General features: G+C 61.7%; 14 protein-coding genes. All 14 read left to right on the top strand.

Annotated features, from left to right (window positions below):
• Positions 1-17: 17 nt before the first annotated feature.
• Positions 18-1133 (top strand): ABC transporter substrate-binding protein, encoded by a 1116-nt coding sequence (locus AB4N92_RS18690; RefSeq protein ID WP_010212399.1) that lies wholly within the window; start codon positions 18-20, stop codon positions 1131-1133.
• 94 nt (positions 1134-1227) lie between these two features.
• Positions 1228-2286, top strand: coding sequence for a FecCD family ABC transporter permease (locus AB4N92_RS18685; RefSeq protein ID WP_021492412.1), 1059 nt, complete (start codon positions 1228-1230; stop codon positions 2284-2286).
• Entirely contained in the window at positions 2283-3068 is a 786-nt protein-coding gene (locus AB4N92_RS18680; RefSeq protein ID WP_198581459.1) for an ABC transporter ATP-binding protein, read from the top strand. Before AB4N92_RS18685 ends, AB4N92_RS18680 begins: the two co-directional genes overlap by 4 nt.
• A gap of 105 nt (positions 3069-3173) precedes the next feature.
• Entirely contained in the window at positions 3174-3818 is a 645-nt protein-coding gene (locus AB4N92_RS18675) for a glutathione binding-like protein (protein WP_010212403.1), read from the top strand.
• A gap of 102 nt (positions 3819-3920) precedes the next feature.
• Positions 3921-6362, top strand: a complete 2442-nt coding sequence (locus tag AB4N92_RS18670; RefSeq protein ID WP_198581458.1) for a penicillin acylase family protein — start codon at positions 3921-3923, stop codon at positions 6360-6362.
• Positions 6363-6484: 122 nt separating this feature from the next.
• Positions 6485-7489, top strand: a complete 1005-nt coding sequence (locus AB4N92_RS18665; RefSeq protein WP_010212407.1) for a ligase-associated DNA damage response exonuclease — start codon at positions 6485-6487, stop codon at positions 7487-7489.
• The gene (locus AB4N92_RS18660) at positions 7486-9120 is read left to right on the top strand and encodes an ATP-dependent DNA ligase (protein WP_154973217.1); all 1635 of its coding nucleotides are present in this window, start codon (positions 7486-7488) and stop codon (positions 9118-9120) included. Before AB4N92_RS18665 ends, AB4N92_RS18660 begins: the two co-directional genes overlap by 4 nt.
• A 240-nt stretch (positions 9121-9360) precedes the next feature.
• Positions 9361-10140 (top strand): transporter substrate-binding domain-containing protein, encoded by a 780-nt coding sequence (locus AB4N92_RS18655; protein WP_154973219.1) that lies wholly within the window; start codon positions 9361-9363, stop codon positions 10138-10140.
• A 57-nt stretch (positions 10141-10197) separates the two neighbouring features.
• Positions 10198-10926: an ABC transporter permease gene (locus AB4N92_RS18650; RefSeq protein WP_010212412.1), complete on the top strand. Its 729-nt coding sequence runs from the start codon at positions 10198-10200 to the stop codon at positions 10924-10926.
• Positions 10923-11633, top strand: a complete 711-nt coding sequence (locus tag AB4N92_RS18645; RefSeq protein ID WP_010212413.1) for an ABC transporter permease — start codon at positions 10923-10925, stop codon at positions 11631-11633. Before AB4N92_RS18650 ends, AB4N92_RS18645 begins: the two co-directional genes overlap by 4 nt.
• A 26-nt stretch (positions 11634-11659) precedes the next feature.
• Entirely contained in the window at positions 11660-12778 is a 1119-nt protein-coding gene (locus AB4N92_RS18640) for a succinylglutamate desuccinylase/aspartoacylase family protein (protein WP_021492417.1), read from the top strand.
• A gap of 13 nt (positions 12779-12791) precedes the next feature.
• Complete coding sequence (locus tag AB4N92_RS18635) at positions 12792-13556, top strand: ABC transporter ATP-binding protein (protein WP_010212416.1); 765 nt, start codon at positions 12792-12794, stop codon at positions 13554-13556.
• 57 nt (positions 13557-13613) lie between these two features.
• Positions 13614-16094, top strand: coding sequence for a ligase-associated DNA damage response DEXH box helicase (locus AB4N92_RS18630; protein ID WP_236266964.1), 2481 nt, complete (start codon positions 13614-13616; stop codon positions 16092-16094).
• The gene (pdeM, locus tag AB4N92_RS18625) at positions 16094-16744 is read left to right on the top strand and encodes a ligase-associated DNA damage response endonuclease PdeM (RefSeq protein ID WP_042570671.1); all 651 of its coding nucleotides are present in this window, start codon (positions 16094-16096) and stop codon (positions 16742-16744) included. Before AB4N92_RS18630 ends, pdeM begins: the two co-directional genes overlap by 1 nt.
• Positions 16745-16747: the final 3 nt, after the last annotated feature.

Genomic DNA, 16747 nt, shown 5'->3' with positions numbered 1-16747 from the left:
CACCTGGAGTCCCTGCCATGTTGAAACCCCGTAATGTGCTCACGCTCGGCGTGCTGTTTGCCGCGCTGGTCCTGGGCCATGCTGAAACCGCTGCCGCCCATGAAGTCACCGATGTGCTGGGCCGCAAGGTCGAAGTGGCTGACACCGTAAAGCGCGTTGTCCTGGGTGAAGGCCGGCTGATTTCGGCGTTTGCGTTGCTGGACAAGGACGCGCCCTTCCAGCGCATCGTCGGCTGGCAGAACGATTTGCGCTTGCTCGACCAACACACCTACAACGCCTACGTGGCGAAATTTCCGGCAGTGAAAGACATCCCGCTGATCGGGCAAGCGTCGGAACAAAGTGTCAGCGCCGAGGAAATCCTCTCGCTGAAACCTGACCTGGCAGTGTTCAGCATTTCCGGTCACGGCCCCACCGAACACAGTCCGGTCGCCGATGTGCTGGCCCAGGCGGGCATTCCGGTGGTGTTCGTCGACTTCCGCATCAACCCGGTGCAGGGTACTCACACCAGCATGACCGCGCTGGGCCAGGCATTGGGGCGTGAAGCCCAGGCCAAGGCGTTCCTGGGTTTCTATGACCAGCACATCAAGGTGATCACCGATGCGGTCGCCACCTTGCCGGCGGGGCCGCGCCCGAGTGTGTTCCTCGAACTGCTGGCCGGCGTTTGGCAAGCGCCGGGGCATACCACCGGCAAGAGTGGCATGGGCGAACTGATCGCACTGGTTGGCGGGCGCAATATCGCCGCTGGCGTGGTGCCGGGTGCGCTGGGCGATATCAGCGTCGAGTACGCGCTCAAGGCCGACCCGGATGTGTATATAGCCACCGGCAACCGCAAGCCCGGCTTGATCTTGGGCGCGGGTGTCGGCGCAGATGAAGCCCACGAGGCGCTGGACCGGGTATTGGCGCGTCCCGAATTCGCCAATCTTCGTGCAATCCGTGAGGGCAATGCCCACGGCCTGTGGCATGACTTCTACAACTCGCCGTACAACCTGCTGGCGATTGAATCGTTGGCCAAATGGGTGCACCCGGAGCTGTTCGCCCAGCTGGATCCGCAGACGACCATGGACCAGATCAACGCGCAATTCCTGGGGATGCCGTTGCAGGGTGCCTATTGGATCGACAGCAAGCCCAAGTAACGTTGATCGCCCTATTGGAATGCAGTCAGTGTGGGAGCAGGCTTGCCAGCTCCCACATTTGGATCCTCTTCGCTTTCAAGATTGTGTGAGTTCAATGACCACTCAAACCCTCGACCTCGCCAGCGCCACCCATGGCTATCGCCGTCTGCTGGCGCGGCGCGCCTGGCTGCTTGGCCTGCTCGGTACGGCGCTGGTGTGCGCCATCCTCGTGGACCTTGCCAGCGGCCCCTCGGGCATGGGCCTGCTGGCCTTGCTGGACGGAATCCTGCACCCGTCCCACCTCAGCGCCACCGACCAGGTGATCATCTGGAACGTGCGCCTGCCCTATGCACTCATGGCAGTGCTGGTGGGCTGCGCGCTGTCGCTGGCCGGGGCCGAAATGCAGGCGATCCTGAACAACCCGCTGGCCAGCCCGTTCACCTTGGGCGTGTCGTCGGCGGCGGCCTTGGGCGCGTCCCTGGTGATTGTGTTTCCGGTGACGACACTGTGGGTCTCGGCCAATACGGCGATTTCCATCTCGGCATTTATCTTCGCGGCGGCGTCGGTATTTTTGCTGCAAGCCATGTCGCGTTTGCGCGGCGCGGGGGTGGAAAGCCTGGTGCTGTTCGGCATCGCCCTGGTGTTTAGTTGCAACGCAGTGGTGGCGCTGCTGCAACTGGTGGCCACCGAAGATGTGTTGCAACAGCTGGTGTTCTGGACATTGGGCAGTGTGACCCGGGCCAACTGGGACAAGCTCGGCATCCTGGCGCTGGTGGTCGCGGTAGTGCTGCCGTTTTCCTTTGCCGCCGCACCGCGCCTGACCCTGTTGCGCATGGGCGAGGACCGTGCGCAAAGCTTTGGCGTGGACGTGAAGCGCCTGCGGTTTTTCTCACTGCTGCGCATCAGTCTGCTGTCGGCCACCGCCGTGGCCTTTGTGGGCACCATCGGTTTTATCGGCCTGGTGGGTCCGCATATCGCGCGGATTCTGGTGGGCGAAGATCAACGCTTCCTGCTGCCGGCCAGCGCCTTGACCGGCGCGTTGCTGCTGGCGCTGTCGTCGATTGCCAGCAAGCTGATCATGCCCGGCGTGATCGTGCCGGTGGGCATCGTCACCGCGTTGGTGGGCGTGCCGATTTTCGTGGTGTTGGTGTTCAAGCGGGGGAGGCAGTTATGAGCGAAGGGTTGAGCGTACACAATGCCCAGGTAAGTTACGGGCGCCGCCAGATCGTGCACGACCTGAGCCTGCCCACCCTGCCCCACGGCAGCCTCACCGCTCTGATCGGCCCCAACGGCGCGGGTAAATCCACCCTGCTACGTGCGGTGGCCGGGCTGGAAAAGATGCAAGGCGTTGTGCGATTGGGTGACCTCGACCTGTCGGCCATGTCCGTCGCCGAGCGCGCGCGGCGTGTGACCTACATGCCGCAAAACTTGCCACCGGGACTGAGCCTCAGCGTGATGGAAAGTGTGATCGCCGCCCTGCGCGTGGCGAATGTCGAGGGCATCCCGTTGTCCAGCGACGCCTGCCTGCGTGAAGCCTTCGACGCCTTGCAGCGCATTGGCATCGCGCATTTGGCCGATCAGTTGCTGAGCACCCTATCCGGCGGCCAACGCCAACTGGTCAGCCTCGCCCAACTCATCGCCCGTCGCCCTCAGGTGATGCTGCTGGACGAACCCACCAGCGCCCTCGACCTCAATTACCAACTGAAAGTCATGGATTGCGTGCGCGATTTGGTGCGCGAACACAACCTGATTGCCGTGGTGGTGCTGCACGACATCAACCTCGCCGCGCGCTTCGCCGACCATATTGCCGTGCTGCGCCAGGGACGTTTGTATGCCAGCGGTGCAGCGGACGACGTGCTCAACCCACTGCTGTTTGCCGAGGTGTATCGCGTGCGGGCACGCATCGAGCGCTGTTCGCAGCAGACGGTGCAGGTGTTGGTGGACGGCGCCTTTTAATTTGCTTCTATGGGTATGCGCAAATGTTTCATTGAAACTTCGCACACCCAACATTACCTATACCTACAGGCATTCGCTCAAGCATCACCACTTTTGGAGAGCTTCATGATCGACCTGTATTACTGGACTACCCCTAACGGTCACAAAGTATCGCTGTTCCTGGAAGAAGCCGGCCTGCCCTACAAGGTGCACCCGATCAACATCGGCCAGGGCGACCAGTTCAAGCCTGACTTCCTCAAGATCGCCCCCAACAACCGCATTCCGGCCATCGTCGATCAGAACCCGACCGACGGTGGCGCGCCGATTTCACTGTTTGAATCCGGCGCGATCCTGCTGTACCTCGCGGAAAAAACCGGCCAGTTCATTCCAAAAGACCTACGCGGTCGCCAGGAAACACTGCAGTGGTTGTTCTGGCAAATGGGCGGCCTGGGGCCGATGGCCGGTCAGAATCATCACTTCAGCCAGTTCGCACCGGAAAAAATTCCGTATGCGATCAAGCGTTATGTGGACGAGACCGCTCGCCTTTACGGTGTGCTGGATCGGCGTCTGGCAGACCGCGCGTTCGTGGCGGGTGAGGCCTACAGCATTGCTGACATGGCGATCTACCCGTGGATTGTTTCCCACAAGTGGCAGAGCCAACGCCTGGAAGATTTCCCACACCTGCACCGCTGGTTCAACAGGATCAAGGAGCGGCCGGCGACGGTCCGCGCGTATGAGCTGGTGCAGAAAGTGAACCCGCCCAAGTCTTGATACGCATTTCCTGAAAATAAGGCATAGCTCCTGCTTGCGTCGTTTCGCCGCGCTCACTAACGTAGCGCCTTTACTGACGCTACCCCCCGCAGGAGCTTTGCCATGGCCTCGCCAGCCCTCTCACATTTTCTTCCCCGGTTCGGCGTTGCCGCGGCAGTGGCCAGTGCGTTAAGCCTGGCCGGTTGCCAGCTCCAGAGCACCCAGGACACCCTGCCCCCGGTCGCCGGCGTGCAGCCGCTCAAAGGCCTGGCACAGAATGTTTCCGTGCGCCGCAATGCTCAAGGCATGCCGCTGATCGAAAGCAACACGTTCCATGACGCACTGTTCAGCCTCGGTTATGTGCACGCCAGTGATCGCATCACACAGATGGTCACCCTGCGCCTGTTGGCTCAGGGCCGCCTGGCGGAAATGTCCGGGCCCGAGGTGCTGGATGTCGATCGATTCATGCGCGCGGTCAACCTGAAGAAAAGCGCGGGCGAGCTGTATAACGCATCGAGCCCGCGCCTCAAGCGCTTCTTCGAAGTGTATGCCCGTGGCGTCAATGCCTACCTGTTCCGCTACCGCGACAAGCTACCGCCAGACCTGGCCCAGACCGGGTACAAGCCCGAGTACTGGAAGCCGGAAGATTCGGCGCTGCTGTTCTGCCTGCTGAATTTCAGCGAATCGGTCAACCTGCAGGAGGAAATCGCATCCTTGGTGCTGGCACAGAAGGTCGGCGTCGACAAACTCGCCTGGCTCACCCCAAGTGCGCCGGATGAAGCGATCCCGTTGGCCGAGGCCGAGAAACTCAAGGGCGTGAATTTCAGCCAGATTACCGGCCTCGCCGGCCTGGACGCGGTCGGCCAGCAACTGAGCAGCCTCAACTCGCTGGCAGTGACCACATCGAGCAACTGGGCCATTGGCCCGCAACGCAGCCGCAGCGGTAAAAGCCTGTTGGCAGGCGACCTCGCCGCCCAGCCGCAAGCACCGTCTCCGTGGAGCTACGTGCAGATCCGCGCGCCGAAGTACCAGGCCGTGGGCGCCTCGATTGCCGGCCTGCCGACACTGCTGTCCGGCTTCAACGGCAAAGTCGCGTGGAGCATGAGCACGGTCAAGGGCGACACTCAGGACCTGTTCCTGGAAAAGGTCAAACGCCAGGGCAGCGCGTTGTATTACGAGAACAACGGAAAATGGCTACCCGCTGGTGTGCGTAACGAAACCTTCTTCGTCAAAGGCCAACGCTCGATTCGTGAAGTGGTGTACGAAACCCGCCACGGCGCCCTGCTCAACAGCAGCCAGGCGCTGACCACCGGTTTGGGTCTGGCGCTGCAAACCGCCGAACTCAAGGATGACAAGAGCCTGGACGCGTTCTTCGACCTGTCCCGTGCACAAAACGCCGGCAAGGCCTCGGACGCGACGCGCGAGATTCGCGCCATTGCCCTGAACATGATCTTCGCCGACGCCAGCAACATTGGTTGGCAAGTCACCGGGCGCTTCCCCAACCGTCGCGAAGGCGAAGGCCTGCTGCCGTCGCCCGGCTGGGACACGCGGTTTGACTGGGATGGCTACGCCGACGCGATGCTGCACCCCTATGACCAGGACCCGGCCCAAGGCTGGATCGGCACCGCCAACCAACGCACCGCACCGCGCGGTTATGGTATGCAGTTGTCCAACTCCTGGGATGCACCGGAGCGCAGTGAGCGCCTGGCGCAACTGGCCAATGCCGGCAAGCATGACAGCCGCAGCATGATCACCATGCAGTACGACCAGACCACCACCTTCGCCGCCAAGCTCAAGACAATGTTCCAGGCGCCAGGCATGGCCCAGCCGCTGAAACAGGCGATCGACGCGCTGCCGGCGCCCGAACAGACCAAGGCAAGGGAAGCGCTGGGGCGTCTGATGGCCTTTGACGGTCGCCTGGCGTCCACCTCCGCCGACGCGGCGATTTATGAACTGTTCCTGCAAGAAAGCGCCAAGCAGATCTTCCTTGACGAACTCGGCCCGGAAAACAGCGCCAGCTGGAAGGCGTTTGTCAGCAATGCCAGCCTGTCCTACGCCGCCCAGGCCGACCACTTGCTGGGCCGCGAAGACAGCCCGTTCTGGGATGACGTGCGTACGCCGCAAAAAGAAGACAAACCGGCGATCCTCGCCCGCAGCCTGGCCGCCGCGATCAGCGCGGGGGATAGCCAGTTGGGCGCCGATCACAAGGCCTGGCAGTGGGGCAAACTGCACACCACCACCTGGAAAAACACCAACGGCCAGGCGATCCGCGGCCCGCTGGCCTCCGGTGGCGACCACAACACCCTGAACCCTGCGCCTTACAGCTGGGGCCAGGACTTCACCACCACCCAAGTGTCGGCCCTGCGCATGATCGTCGACTTCGGCCAAGTGGAACCGATGATGGGCCAGGGTGGCATCGGCCAGTCCGGCAACCCGGCCAGCCCGAACTATGCCAATGGCATCGACCCGTCGCTCAAGGCCCAATACCTGAGCTTCCCGATGCAGCCGCAGAACTTCGAGAAGGTGTATGGGAAAGCCAGGTTGACCCTGACGCCCGGTAAATAACCGGATCTACATGTGGGAGTGGCTTGCTGTGGTGAGCAAGCCCGATCACTGCAAATAGTTAATCGAACTTCTCCTCTGCCAACCGCCTCCTACCTGATAAGCCCATCGCCCCCGGCACGCCCATGGACCTTGTCATCGCCCGCCCCGAAGGCCTCTACTGCCCCGCCGGAGATTTCTACATTGACCCCTGGCGCCCGGTGGAACGCTCGGTCATCACCCACGCCCATGGCGACCATGCCCGCACCGGGAACCAGCACTACCTGGCCGCCGCCCCTGGCGAAGGCATCCTGCGTTCGCGGCTCGGACAGGACATCAACCTGCAGACCCTGGCCTACGGCGAACAATTGCTCCACCACGGCGTCACCCTGAGTTTTCACCCCGCCGGGCATGTATTGGGTTCGGCCCAGGTGCGCCTGGAATACAGGGGTGAAGTCTGGGTCGCGTCCGGCGACTACAAGGTCGAACCCGACGGCACCTGCGCGCCCTTCGAGCCGGTGCGCTGCCACACCTTTATCACCGAATCCACCTTTGGCCTGCCGATCTATCGCTGGCAGCCCCAGGCGCAGATTTTTGCCGGGATCAACGCCTGGTGGCAGGCGAATATCGCAGCCGGCAAAGCCAGCGTGTTGTTCTGTTACTCCTTCGGCAAGGCTCAGCGCATCCTGCATGGCATCGACGCCAGCATCGGCCCGATCCTCAGCCATGGCGCGGTCGAACCATTGAATCGGGTGTACCGCGAGGCCGGCATCTATATCCCTGAAACCCTATACGCCGGTGACTTCAAGAAAACCGACCCGCTGCTGCGCCAGGCCTTGATCATCGCGCCGCCTTCCGCCGGCGGCAGCAGTTGGATCAAGCGCTTCGGCGACTACAGCGACGCTTTCGCCAGCGGCTGGATGCGCCTGCGCGGCACCCGACGCAGGCGCGGCGTGGACCGGGGGTTTGTGCTATCGGACCACGCCGACTGGCCTGGCCTGCTGTGGGCCATCGAGCAAACCGGCGCCGAGCGGGTGATGGTCACTCACGGGTCTGTCGGCGTTCTGGTGCGCCATCTGCGGGAAAAAGGCCTGGATGCCCAGGGCTTCACGACTGAATACGGTGATGACGAAGAAGAGGCCAGCGCATGAAGGCCTTTGCCGAGTTGTACGCCAACCTAGACGCCACGACCTCCAGCAACGCCAAGCTTGCCGCGCTGCAAGCCTACTTCCAGGATGCCGCACCGGAGGATGCCGCCTGGGCGGTGTATTTCCTGTCCGGCGGGCGACCTCGGCAACTGGTGCCGACGCGCCTGTTGCGCGATATGGCCACCGAAGCGTCCGGCATCGAGCCGTGGTTGTTCGAAGAAAGCTACCAGTCGGTGGGCGACCTGGCGGAGACCATTTCCCTGCTGCTGCCGGAATCTACCTACACCTCGGAGGACGGCTTGGCAGTGTGGCTGGAGGAAAAACTCCTGCCCCTGCGTGGTCTGCCGCCATTGGAATTGGCCGAACGTCTACCGGCGTTATGGTCACAACTGGATCAGCCCAGCCTGATGGTGTGCATCAAGTTGATCACCGGCAGCTTTCGCGTTGGCGTGTCCAAACTGCTGGTCACCCGCGCACTCGCCGCGATGGCCGATCTGGACAGTAAGCGCGTGGCGCAACGGTTGGTGGGCTACACCGACTTATCCAACCGTCCTACGGCCCAAGGCTACCTCAAGTTGATCGCCGCCGAATCGCCCGACGAACATGCACAACGGGGCGGACAGCCTTATCCGTTTTTTCTCGCCCATGGTTTGTCACAACCGGTGGAGCAATTCCACGATTTGCTGGGCTCCCCCGCCGATTGGCAAGTGGAATGGAAGTGGGATGGCATCCGCGCGCAGCTGGTGAAACGCGAGGGCCGCCTGTGGATCTGGTCCCGTGGCGAAGAATTGGTAACCGAGCGTTTCCCAGAACTGCACAGCTTGGTGAGCGGCTTGCCCGATGGCACGGTGATCGACGGTGAAATCGTGGTATGGAAAGACACGGTGCAACCCTTCGCGCTGCTGCAACAGCGAATTGGCCGCAAGACCCTGAGCAAAAAAGTGCTGGAAGATGCTCCGGTTGCGGTACTGGCCTACGACCTGCTGGAACACCAGGGCGACGATTGGCGCAACCACACCCAGGCTGAGCGTCGCACGCAGCTTGAGCGGGTGATTGCCCAGTGCAATCAGCCCGTACTAGTGGCGTCTGCGCTGTTGACCGGCGCGACCTGGGAAGCGCTGGCCAAACAACGCGAAGCCTCCCGCAGCCTCGGCGTGGAAGGCATGATGCTCAAGGCGCGGGATGGCCTCTACGGCGTCGGCCGCACCAAGGACATGGGCGTGTGGTGGAAGTGGAAGGTCGACCCGTTCAGCGTCGACGCGGTGTTGATCTATGCCCAGCGCGGTCATGGTCGGCGCGCCAGCCTCTACAGCGACTACACCTTCGCCGTGTGGGACGGACCGCCCGGCAGCCAACGCACCCTGGTGCCGTTTGCCAAGGCCTACTCCGGCCTGACCGACGAAGAAATGCGCAAGGTCGACGCCATTGTGCGCAAGACCACGGTGGAAAAATTCGGCCCGGTCAGCAGCGTGACCCCGAGCATGGTGTTTGAACTGGGGTTCGAGGGCATTGCCCTGTCCAAGCGACACAAAAGTGGGATTGCGGTGCGGTTTCCGCGGATGTTGCGCTGGCGGCAGGACAAATCCGTGGAAGAGGCTGACAACCTTGCCACCCTGCAAGACCTTCTGACCTGATTGTTTGGCAACAAATACCAGCTCCCACATTCTTGAGGTGTGCCAGACCCAACTTGGTGCAGTGTTTTTTGTGCGCCCATTTTCGGGCATCTCCTACACTCACTTCTTCCTTGTCTCACCTTTTAAAACGCTCATTCGGAACTATGGTGCAGAAATTGCTACTTGTGATCCGTCTGACACCGTTTAGTAACAGTCCTAAACGCGCCACAAGCGCTTATCTTGGTTTCCAGGGATTACATAATGAAAAAAGCATTGCTGACCCTTTCTGCACTGGCCCTGTGCATGGCCGCCGGTTCCGCGCTGGCCAAGGAATACAAGGAATTGCGTTTTGGTGTCGATCCGTCCTACGCACCGTTCGAGTCCAAGGCCGCCGACGGCAGCCTGGTAGGCTTCGATATCGACCTGGGCAATGCGATCTGCGCCGAGCTGAAAGTGAAGTGCAAGTGGGTAGAAAGTGACTTCGACGGCATGATTCCAGGCCTGAAAGCCAACAAATTCGATGGCGTGATTTCGTCCATGACCGTGACCCCAGTGCGCGAGAAGGCCATCGACTTCTCCAGCGAACTGTTCTCCGGCCCTACTTCGTTGGTGTTCAAGAAAGGCGCAGGCTACTCGACGCCTGAGTCCCTCAAGGGCAAGTCTGTGGGCTACGAGCAAGGCACCATCCAGGAAGCCTATGCCAAGGCCGTACTGGATAAAGCCGGCGTGACCACCAAGGCCTACGCCAACCAGGACCAGGTGTATGCCGACCTGACCTCCGGCCGTCTCGACGCTTCTGTGCAGGACATGCTGCAAGCCGAGCTGGGCTTCCTGAAGTCGCCGGCCGGTGCCGGTTATGAAGTCAGCGCGGCGATTGACGACCCGCTGCTGCCGTCGAAAACCGCGATCGGTATCAAAAAAGGTAACACTGAACTGAAGACGCTTTTGGATAAAGGTATCAAAGCGTTACACGATGATGGCACCTACGCCACCATTCAGAAGAAACACTTTGGCGATCTGAACCTGTACAGCGGCAAGTAATGCCTGGAGCGCCCCTCCCCCGGAGGGGCGCTTTTTTATCGCCATAGGTCCCGATTTATGTTCGAAGAACTGTTGCAAACCCTCGGCCTGAGCGCGCTCAGCCTGAAGGGTTTCGGCCCGCTGTTGCTGCAAGGCACCTGGATGACTATCAAGTTGTCGGTGCTGTCCCTGGCGGTCAGCGTGTTGCTGGGCCTGCTCGGCGCCAGCGCCAAACTGTCCAGCCTGCCCTTCCTGCGCATTCCCGCCCAGCTCTACACCACGCTGATCCGCGGTGTGCCCGACCTGGTGCTGATGCTGCTGATTTTCTACAGCCTGCAAACTTGGCTGACCGGCCTCACCGACTTCATGGAATGGGAATACATCGAGATCGACCCCTTCAGCGCCGGGGTGATCACGCTCGGGTTTATCTACGGTGCGTACTTCACCGAGACTTTTCGCGGCGCGATCCTCGCGGTGCCGCGTGGTCAGCTGGAAGCCGCCACGGCCTATGGGCTCAAGCGCGGCCAGCGGTTTCGCTACGTGACCTTCCCGCAGATGATGCGCTTTGCCCTGCCGGGTATCGGCAATAACTGGATGGTGATGCTCAAGGCCACGGCCCTGGTGTCGATCATCGGCCTGGCCGACCTGGTCAAGGCCGCCCAGGATGCCGGCAAGAGCACCTATCAGCTGTTTTACTTTTTGGTACTCGCGGCATTGATCTACCTGTTGATCACCAGCGCGTCCAACTTCGTCTTGCGCCGCCTTGAACGTCGCTACTCCGCTGGCGCCCGGGAGGCCGTGCGATGATCGAACTCTTGCAGGAATACTGGCGCCCCTTCCTTTATAGCGACGGCCAGCACATCACCGGCCTCGCCATGACCATGTGGTTGCTCACCACCGCCTTGGTCATTGGCTTCCTGGTGTCGATCCCGTTGTCCATCGCCCGCGTGTCGCGCAAGCGCCTGGTACGTTGGCCAGTGCAGTTCTACACCTACCTGTTCCGGGGCACGCCGCTCTACATCCAGCTGCTGATCTGCTACACCGGCATCTACAGCCTCGCCGCCGTGCGCGAACAGCCGTTGCTGGATGCGTTCTTCCGCGACGCGATGAACTGCACCATCCTGGCCTTCGCCCTCAACACCTGCGCCTACACCACGGAGATTTTCGCCGGGGCGATCCGCAGCATGGCCCATGGCGAGGTCGAAGCGGCCAAGGCCTACGGCTTGAGCGGGTGGAAGCTCTACGCCTACGTGATCATGCCGTCGGCGTTGCGTCGCTCGCTGCCGTACTACAGTAATGAAGTGATCCTGATGCTGCACTCGACCACGGTGGCCTTCACCGCGACGATTCCAGACATCCTCAAAGTGGCGCGGGATGCCAACTCGGCCACCTTTATGACCTTTCAATCCTTCGGTATCGCTGCGCTGATCTACCTGACCGTGACCTTTGCCCTGGTCGGTCTGTTCCGGTTGGCGGAGCGTCGCTGGCTGGCCTTCCTCGGGCCGAGCCATTAAGCCGTTTTTTATGTTCAGGAGCTTTCATGCGACATCAAGTCCATGAACTGATCGCGCCGGTGCCAGGAACGGCGCGGCAGATTCACAGTTTTCACTTCGGCCCGGATCAGGCCGCGGGCAAAATCTACATTCAGTCGTCACTGCATGCCGACGAGCTGCCGGGCATGCTGGTGGCTTGGCACCTCAAGGTGCGACTGGCTGAACTGGCGGCGGCTGGTCGCCTGCGCAGCGAGATTGTGCTGGTGCCCATTGCCAACCCCGCGGGCCTGGAACAGGTGCTGATGGATATTCCCCTGGGCCGCTACGAGCTGGAAAGCGGGCAGAACTTCAATCGTCTGTTTGTCGACCTCAGTGAAGCGGTGGGTAATCAAGTCGAGGACCTGCTTGGGGACGATCCCCAGCACAACGTCGAGTTGATCCGCGCGGCACTGTCTACCGCCCTCGCCGCGCAAAGCGCTGAGACCCAATTGCACTCCCAGCGCCTGGTCTTGCAACGCCTGGCGTGCAATGCCGATATGGTGCTGGACCTGCATTGCGACTTCGAAGCCGTGGCGCACTTGTACACCACGCCCGAGGCCTGGCCGCAGGTGGAGCCGTTGGCGCGTTACATCGGTTCGCAGGCCAATCTACTGGCGACCGACTCCGGCGGGCAGTCCTTCGATGAGTGTTTCACCCTGGTGTGGTGGCAGTTGCAGCAACGCTTCGGTGAGCGCTTCCCGATCCCCATGGGCAGTTTTTCGGTCACCGTCGAACTGCGTGGCCAAGGTGACGTCAACCACGGCCTGGCCGCCCTCGACTGCCAGGCGATCATCGATTACCTGATCCACTTCGGCGCCATCGCCGGTGACGTTGCACCGCTGCCCGACCTGCCTTACCCGGCCACACCGCTGGCGGGTGTTGAACCCGTGGCAACGCCTGTGGGCGGCCTGCTGGTATTTTGCGCCCTGCCGGGTGAATACCTGGAAGCCGGACAACTGATCGCTGAAATCATCGACCCCCTTTCCGACCGCGTAACGCCCGTGCATTGTCGCAATGCCGGCCTGCTCTACGCCCGTTCGCTGCGCCGCATGGCCACTGCCGGGATGGTCATCGCCCATGTCGCAGGCACCGAGGCCTACCGCAGCGGCTATCTACTTTCGCCTTGAGGATGCACGCCCCATGTACAAATTGACCGTTGAAGGCCTGCATAAAAGCTATGGCGACAATGAGGTGCTCAAAGGTGTTTCGCTTAAGGCCAAGACCGGTGACGTGATCAGCCTGATCGGCGCCAGCGGCTCGGGCAAGAGCACCTTTTTGCGCTGCATCAACTTCCTGGAAACCCCCAACGACGGCGCCATGACCCTCGACGGCCAGCCGATCCGCATGGTCAGCGACAGACACGGCATGCGCGTGGCTGATGACGCCGAATTACAGCGCCTGCGTACGCGCCTGGCCATGGTCTTCCAGCACTTCAACCTGTGGAGCCATATGAGCGTGCTGGAGAACATCACCATGGCCCCGCGCCGGGTGCTGGGGTGCAGCAAGAAGGACGCCGAAGACCGCGCCCGTCGTTACTTGGACAAGGTGGGCCTGCCCGCACGCGTGGCCGATCAATACCCGGCGTTCCTCTCCGGCGGCCAGCAACAGCGCGTCGCCATCGCCCGCGCCTTGGCCATGGAACCGGAAGTGATGCTGTTCGACGAGCCCACCTCTGCCCTCGACCCGGAGCTGGTGGGCGAAGTGTTGAAGGTGATCCAGGGGTTGGCCGAGGAAGGCCGCACCATGATCATGGTCACCCACGAAATGAGCTTTGCACGCAAAGTGTCCAGCCAGGTGTTGTTCCTGCACCAGGGGCTGGTGGAAGAGCAAGGTCCGCCGGAAGAGGTGCTGGGCAATCCGAAGAGCGAGCGCTTGCAGCAGTTCTTGAGTGGCAATTTGAAGTAAACCTTTGGTCGCTCTGGAGGGTCTGTGGAATAGGCCTTCCAGAGTGTCAGCCGCCCCATGGCAAAAGCCACCGATTTCGCCAAACGCTGGTTTGCCGCCAAAGGCTGGAAGCCGTTTGCCTTTCAGAAAGAGGTATGGGCGGCGGTCAAGAGCGGTCAATCGGGGTTGCTGCACGCCAGCACCGGTGCGGGTAAAACCTATGCGCTGTGGTTCGCCGCCCTCAATCGCTTCGCCATCGCTCGCCCGCCTGTTACCGCTAAACGCAAACCGCCCGCTGAGCCGCTGACGGTGTTGTGGATCACGCCCATGCGTGCGCTGGCCGCCGACACCGCCCGCGCCCTTGAAGCCCCGCTTGAGACGTTACAGATTCCCTGGAGTGTCGGCCTGCGCACTGGCGACACCAGCAGCAGCGAGCGCGCACGCCAGACCCGGCGCCAGCCCACCGTACTGGTCACCACCCCGGAAAGCCTCACGCTGATGCTCGCCCGCGCCGACAGCGAAGTGAGTCTTGCGCACCTGCGCATGGTGGTGGTGGATGAATGGCATGAGCTGATTGGCAATAAACGCGGTGTGCAACTGCAATTGGCACTGGCGCGACTGCGGCGCTGGCACCCTGATTTGATGGTATGGGGGATTTCGGCGACCTTGGGTAATCAAGCTCACGCGCTGGAAGTCTTGGTCCCACAAGGTGACGGGATCAATGTGCAGGGGCAAACGGCTAAACAGTTGATCATCGATACGTTGTTGCCACCTGTGACTGAACGCTTTCCGTGGGCCGGGCATATCGGTTTGAAGATGTTGCCCCAGGTAGTGGCTGAAGTGGACGCCAGCAGCAGTTGCCTGGTGTTTACCAATACACGGGCGCAGTCGGAGATCTGGTTTCAGGCGTTGCTGGACGCACGCCCCGATTGGGCCGGGGTGATTGCGCTGCACCATGGCTCGCTGTCCCGAGAGACCCGTGACTGGGTGGAGCGGGCCTTGAAAGACGGCCAGCTCAAGGCAGTGGTGTGCACCTCGAGCCTGGACCTGGGGGTGGACTTCCTGCCGGTGGAACGCGTGCTGCAGATCGGCTCGGCCAAAGGCGTGGCGCGTTTGATGCAACGCGCCGGTCGCTCGGGGCATGCACCAGGACGGCCGTCGCGGGTGACGCTGGTGCCGACCCACAGCCTGGAGCTGGTGGAAGCTGCCGCCGCTCAAGATGCGATTGCGCAACGGCGTATCGAAGCACGGGAATCGCCTTACAAGCCTTTGGATGTGCTCGTACAGCACTTGGTCAGCATGGCATTGGGCGGCGGCTACAAGCCCGACGACTTACTGGTGGAAGTGCGGGGTGCCTGGGCCTACCACGACCTGACGGATGAAGACTGGGCGTGGGCCCTGGGTTTTGTGCGTCATGGTGGGCTGTCGTTGACCGCCTATCCGGATTACCGCCGCGTGGAACCGGACGAGCACGGCATCTGGCGTGTCCCGGATGCCCGGCTGGCACGGCGTCACCGAATGAGCGTAGGCACGATCGTCAGTGATGCGAGCATCCATCTGAAATTCTGGAGCAAAGGCGGAGGTGGCGAGAACCTGGGCAGTGTTGAGGAAGGGTTTATTGCGCGGCTGAAGCCGGGAGATGGCTTCCTGTTCGCCGGCCGCCTGCTTGAGCTGGTGAGGGTAGAAAACATGACGGCCTATGTGCGCCGCAGCAACGCTAAAAAAGCTGCCGTGCCACGCTGGAATGGCGGGCGCATGCCGCTTTCCAACGAGCTGGCGCAAGCGGTTGTAGAGCGCTTTGATGCAGCGGCTCAGGGGCACTTCGAGGGGCCGGAGATGCAGGCGGTACGCCCTTTGTTGCAGACGCAGGTGCGCTGGTCCGGCTTGCCGACGCGCGAACACCTGCTGGCGGAAGCGCTGAAATCACGGGAAGGCTGGCACCTGTTTCTCTATCCCTTTGCCGGACGCCAGGTGCATTTGGGGCTGGCGAGCCTGTTGGCGTGGCGTGTGAGCCAGGGGCAGGCCGTCACCTTCTCGATTGCAGTCAATGATTATGGACTGGAGCTGTTGAGTGCCACTGAAGTGAATTGGCCGGCATTGCTGAATGAAGCACTACTGAGCCCTGAACATTTGCTGGAAGACGTGGTAGCCAGCCTGAATGCCGGGGAACTGGCCCTGCGTCGTTTTCGCGAGATCGCACGGATCGCCGGGCTGGTGTTTGCCGGGTATCCGGGCGCCCCCAAAAGTACCCGGCAGGTGCAGGCGTCCAGTGGGTTGTTCTTTGAGGTGTTCAAGCAATATGACCCGCAGAACCTGTTGCTGACCCAGGCCGGCGAAGAAGTCCTGCGCGATGAGCTGGACATTCGTCGACTGGAGCAAACCTTACGTCATCTTTGCGCGCTGAAACTGGAGTTGCATCGGATCCAGCGGCCCACGCCCCTGGCCTTCCCATTGCTGGTTGAACGGATGCGCGAAAGCATGAGTTCGGAAAAACTCTCGGAGCGCATCGCACGGATGGTCAAGGACCTGGAAAAAGTCGCGGACAACGGGAAACGCTGATGCTGTGCACGGTGGAGCTAGAGGGTGAGGAGCTGTGGCTGCTGGCGGACAAGGCTGTCTACTGGCCAGCGCGCCAATGCCTGATGATCGCCGATGCACATTTCGGTAAGGCCTCGGCGTATCGCAGCCTGGGACAACCGGTGCCGCAAGGGACCACCACGGAAAACCTGCAGCGCCTGGATCGGTTGCTCTCGGCGCTGCCCTGCACGCAGGTGATCTTTCTTGGCGACTTCCTGCACGGCCCGGGCTCGCACGCCAGCGGCACGCTGGGCGCATTGAGAAGCTGGCGAGCCCTCAATCCTGACCTGCCCATGACCTTGATTCGCGGCAATCACGATAAACGCGCAGGCGACCCGCCCGAGGACCTGAACATAAACGTGGTCACAGAGCCGCTGCTGATGGGCCCTTTTGCCCTGCAGCACGAACCTGACGCCCATCCCAGCCACCACGTGCTGGCGGGGCATGTGCATCCGGTGTATCGATTACGCGGCAAGGGTCGGCAGAGCTTACGTTTGCCGTGTTTTGTGATCGGCGTCCGAGTCAGCCTGCTGCCGGCGTTCGGCGCATTTACCGGCGGGCATGGGGTGGAACAGGACAATGACCGCCAAATCTATGTGATTGGCGATCATGACGTCTGGCCAGTGGGCTAGGGA

The organism is Pseudomonas sp. S3_A09 (assembly GCF_054668065.1).
This window is presented reverse-complemented; position numbering and strand designations above follow the sequence as displayed.

Excerpts from the sequence above, each read along its gene's own strand:
- AB4N92_RS18630 (WP_236266964.1), top strand. The coding sequence starts at position 13,614 with ATGGCAAAAGCCACCGATTTCGCCAAACGCTGGTTTGCCGCCAAAGGC.
- AB4N92_RS18675 (WP_010212403.1), top strand. The coding sequence starts at position 3,174 with ATGATCGACCTGTATTACTGGACTACCCCTAACGGTCACAAAGTATCG.
- AB4N92_RS18660 (WP_154973217.1), top strand. The coding sequence starts at position 7,486 with ATGAAGGCCTTTGCCGAGTTGTACGCCAACCTAGACGCCACGACCTCC.
- pdeM (WP_042570671.1), top strand. The coding sequence starts at position 16,094 with ATGCTGTGCACGGTGGAGCTAGAGGGTGAGGAGCTGTGGCTGCTGGCG.
- AB4N92_RS18645 (WP_010212413.1), top strand. The coding sequence starts at position 10,923 with ATGATCGAACTCTTGCAGGAATACTGGCGCCCCTTCCTTTATAGCGAC.
- AB4N92_RS18635 (WP_010212416.1), top strand. The coding sequence starts at position 12,792 with ATGTACAAATTGACCGTTGAAGGCCTGCATAAAAGCTATGGCGACAAT.
- AB4N92_RS18690 (WP_010212399.1), top strand. The coding sequence starts at position 18 with ATGTTGAAACCCCGTAATGTGCTCACGCTCGGCGTGCTGTTTGCCGCG.
- AB4N92_RS18655 (WP_154973219.1), top strand. The coding sequence starts at position 9,361 with ATGAAAAAAGCATTGCTGACCCTTTCTGCACTGGCCCTGTGCATGGCC.
- AB4N92_RS18685 (WP_021492412.1), top strand. The coding sequence starts at position 1,228 with ATGACCACTCAAACCCTCGACCTCGCCAGCGCCACCCATGGCTATCGC.
- AB4N92_RS18665 (WP_010212407.1), top strand. The coding sequence starts at position 6,485 with ATGGACCTTGTCATCGCCCGCCCCGAAGGCCTCTACTGCCCCGCCGGA.
- AB4N92_RS18670 (WP_198581458.1), top strand. The coding sequence starts at position 3,921 with ATGGCCTCGCCAGCCCTCTCACATTTTCTTCCCCGGTTCGGCGTTGCC.
- AB4N92_RS18650 (WP_010212412.1), top strand. The coding sequence starts at position 10,198 with ATGTTCGAAGAACTGTTGCAAACCCTCGGCCTGAGCGCGCTCAGCCTG.
- AB4N92_RS18640 (WP_021492417.1), top strand. The coding sequence starts at position 11,660 with ATGCGACATCAAGTCCATGAACTGATCGCGCCGGTGCCAGGAACGGCG.
- AB4N92_RS18680 (WP_198581459.1), top strand. The coding sequence starts at position 2,283 with ATGAGCGAAGGGTTGAGCGTACACAATGCCCAGGTAAGTTACGGGCGC.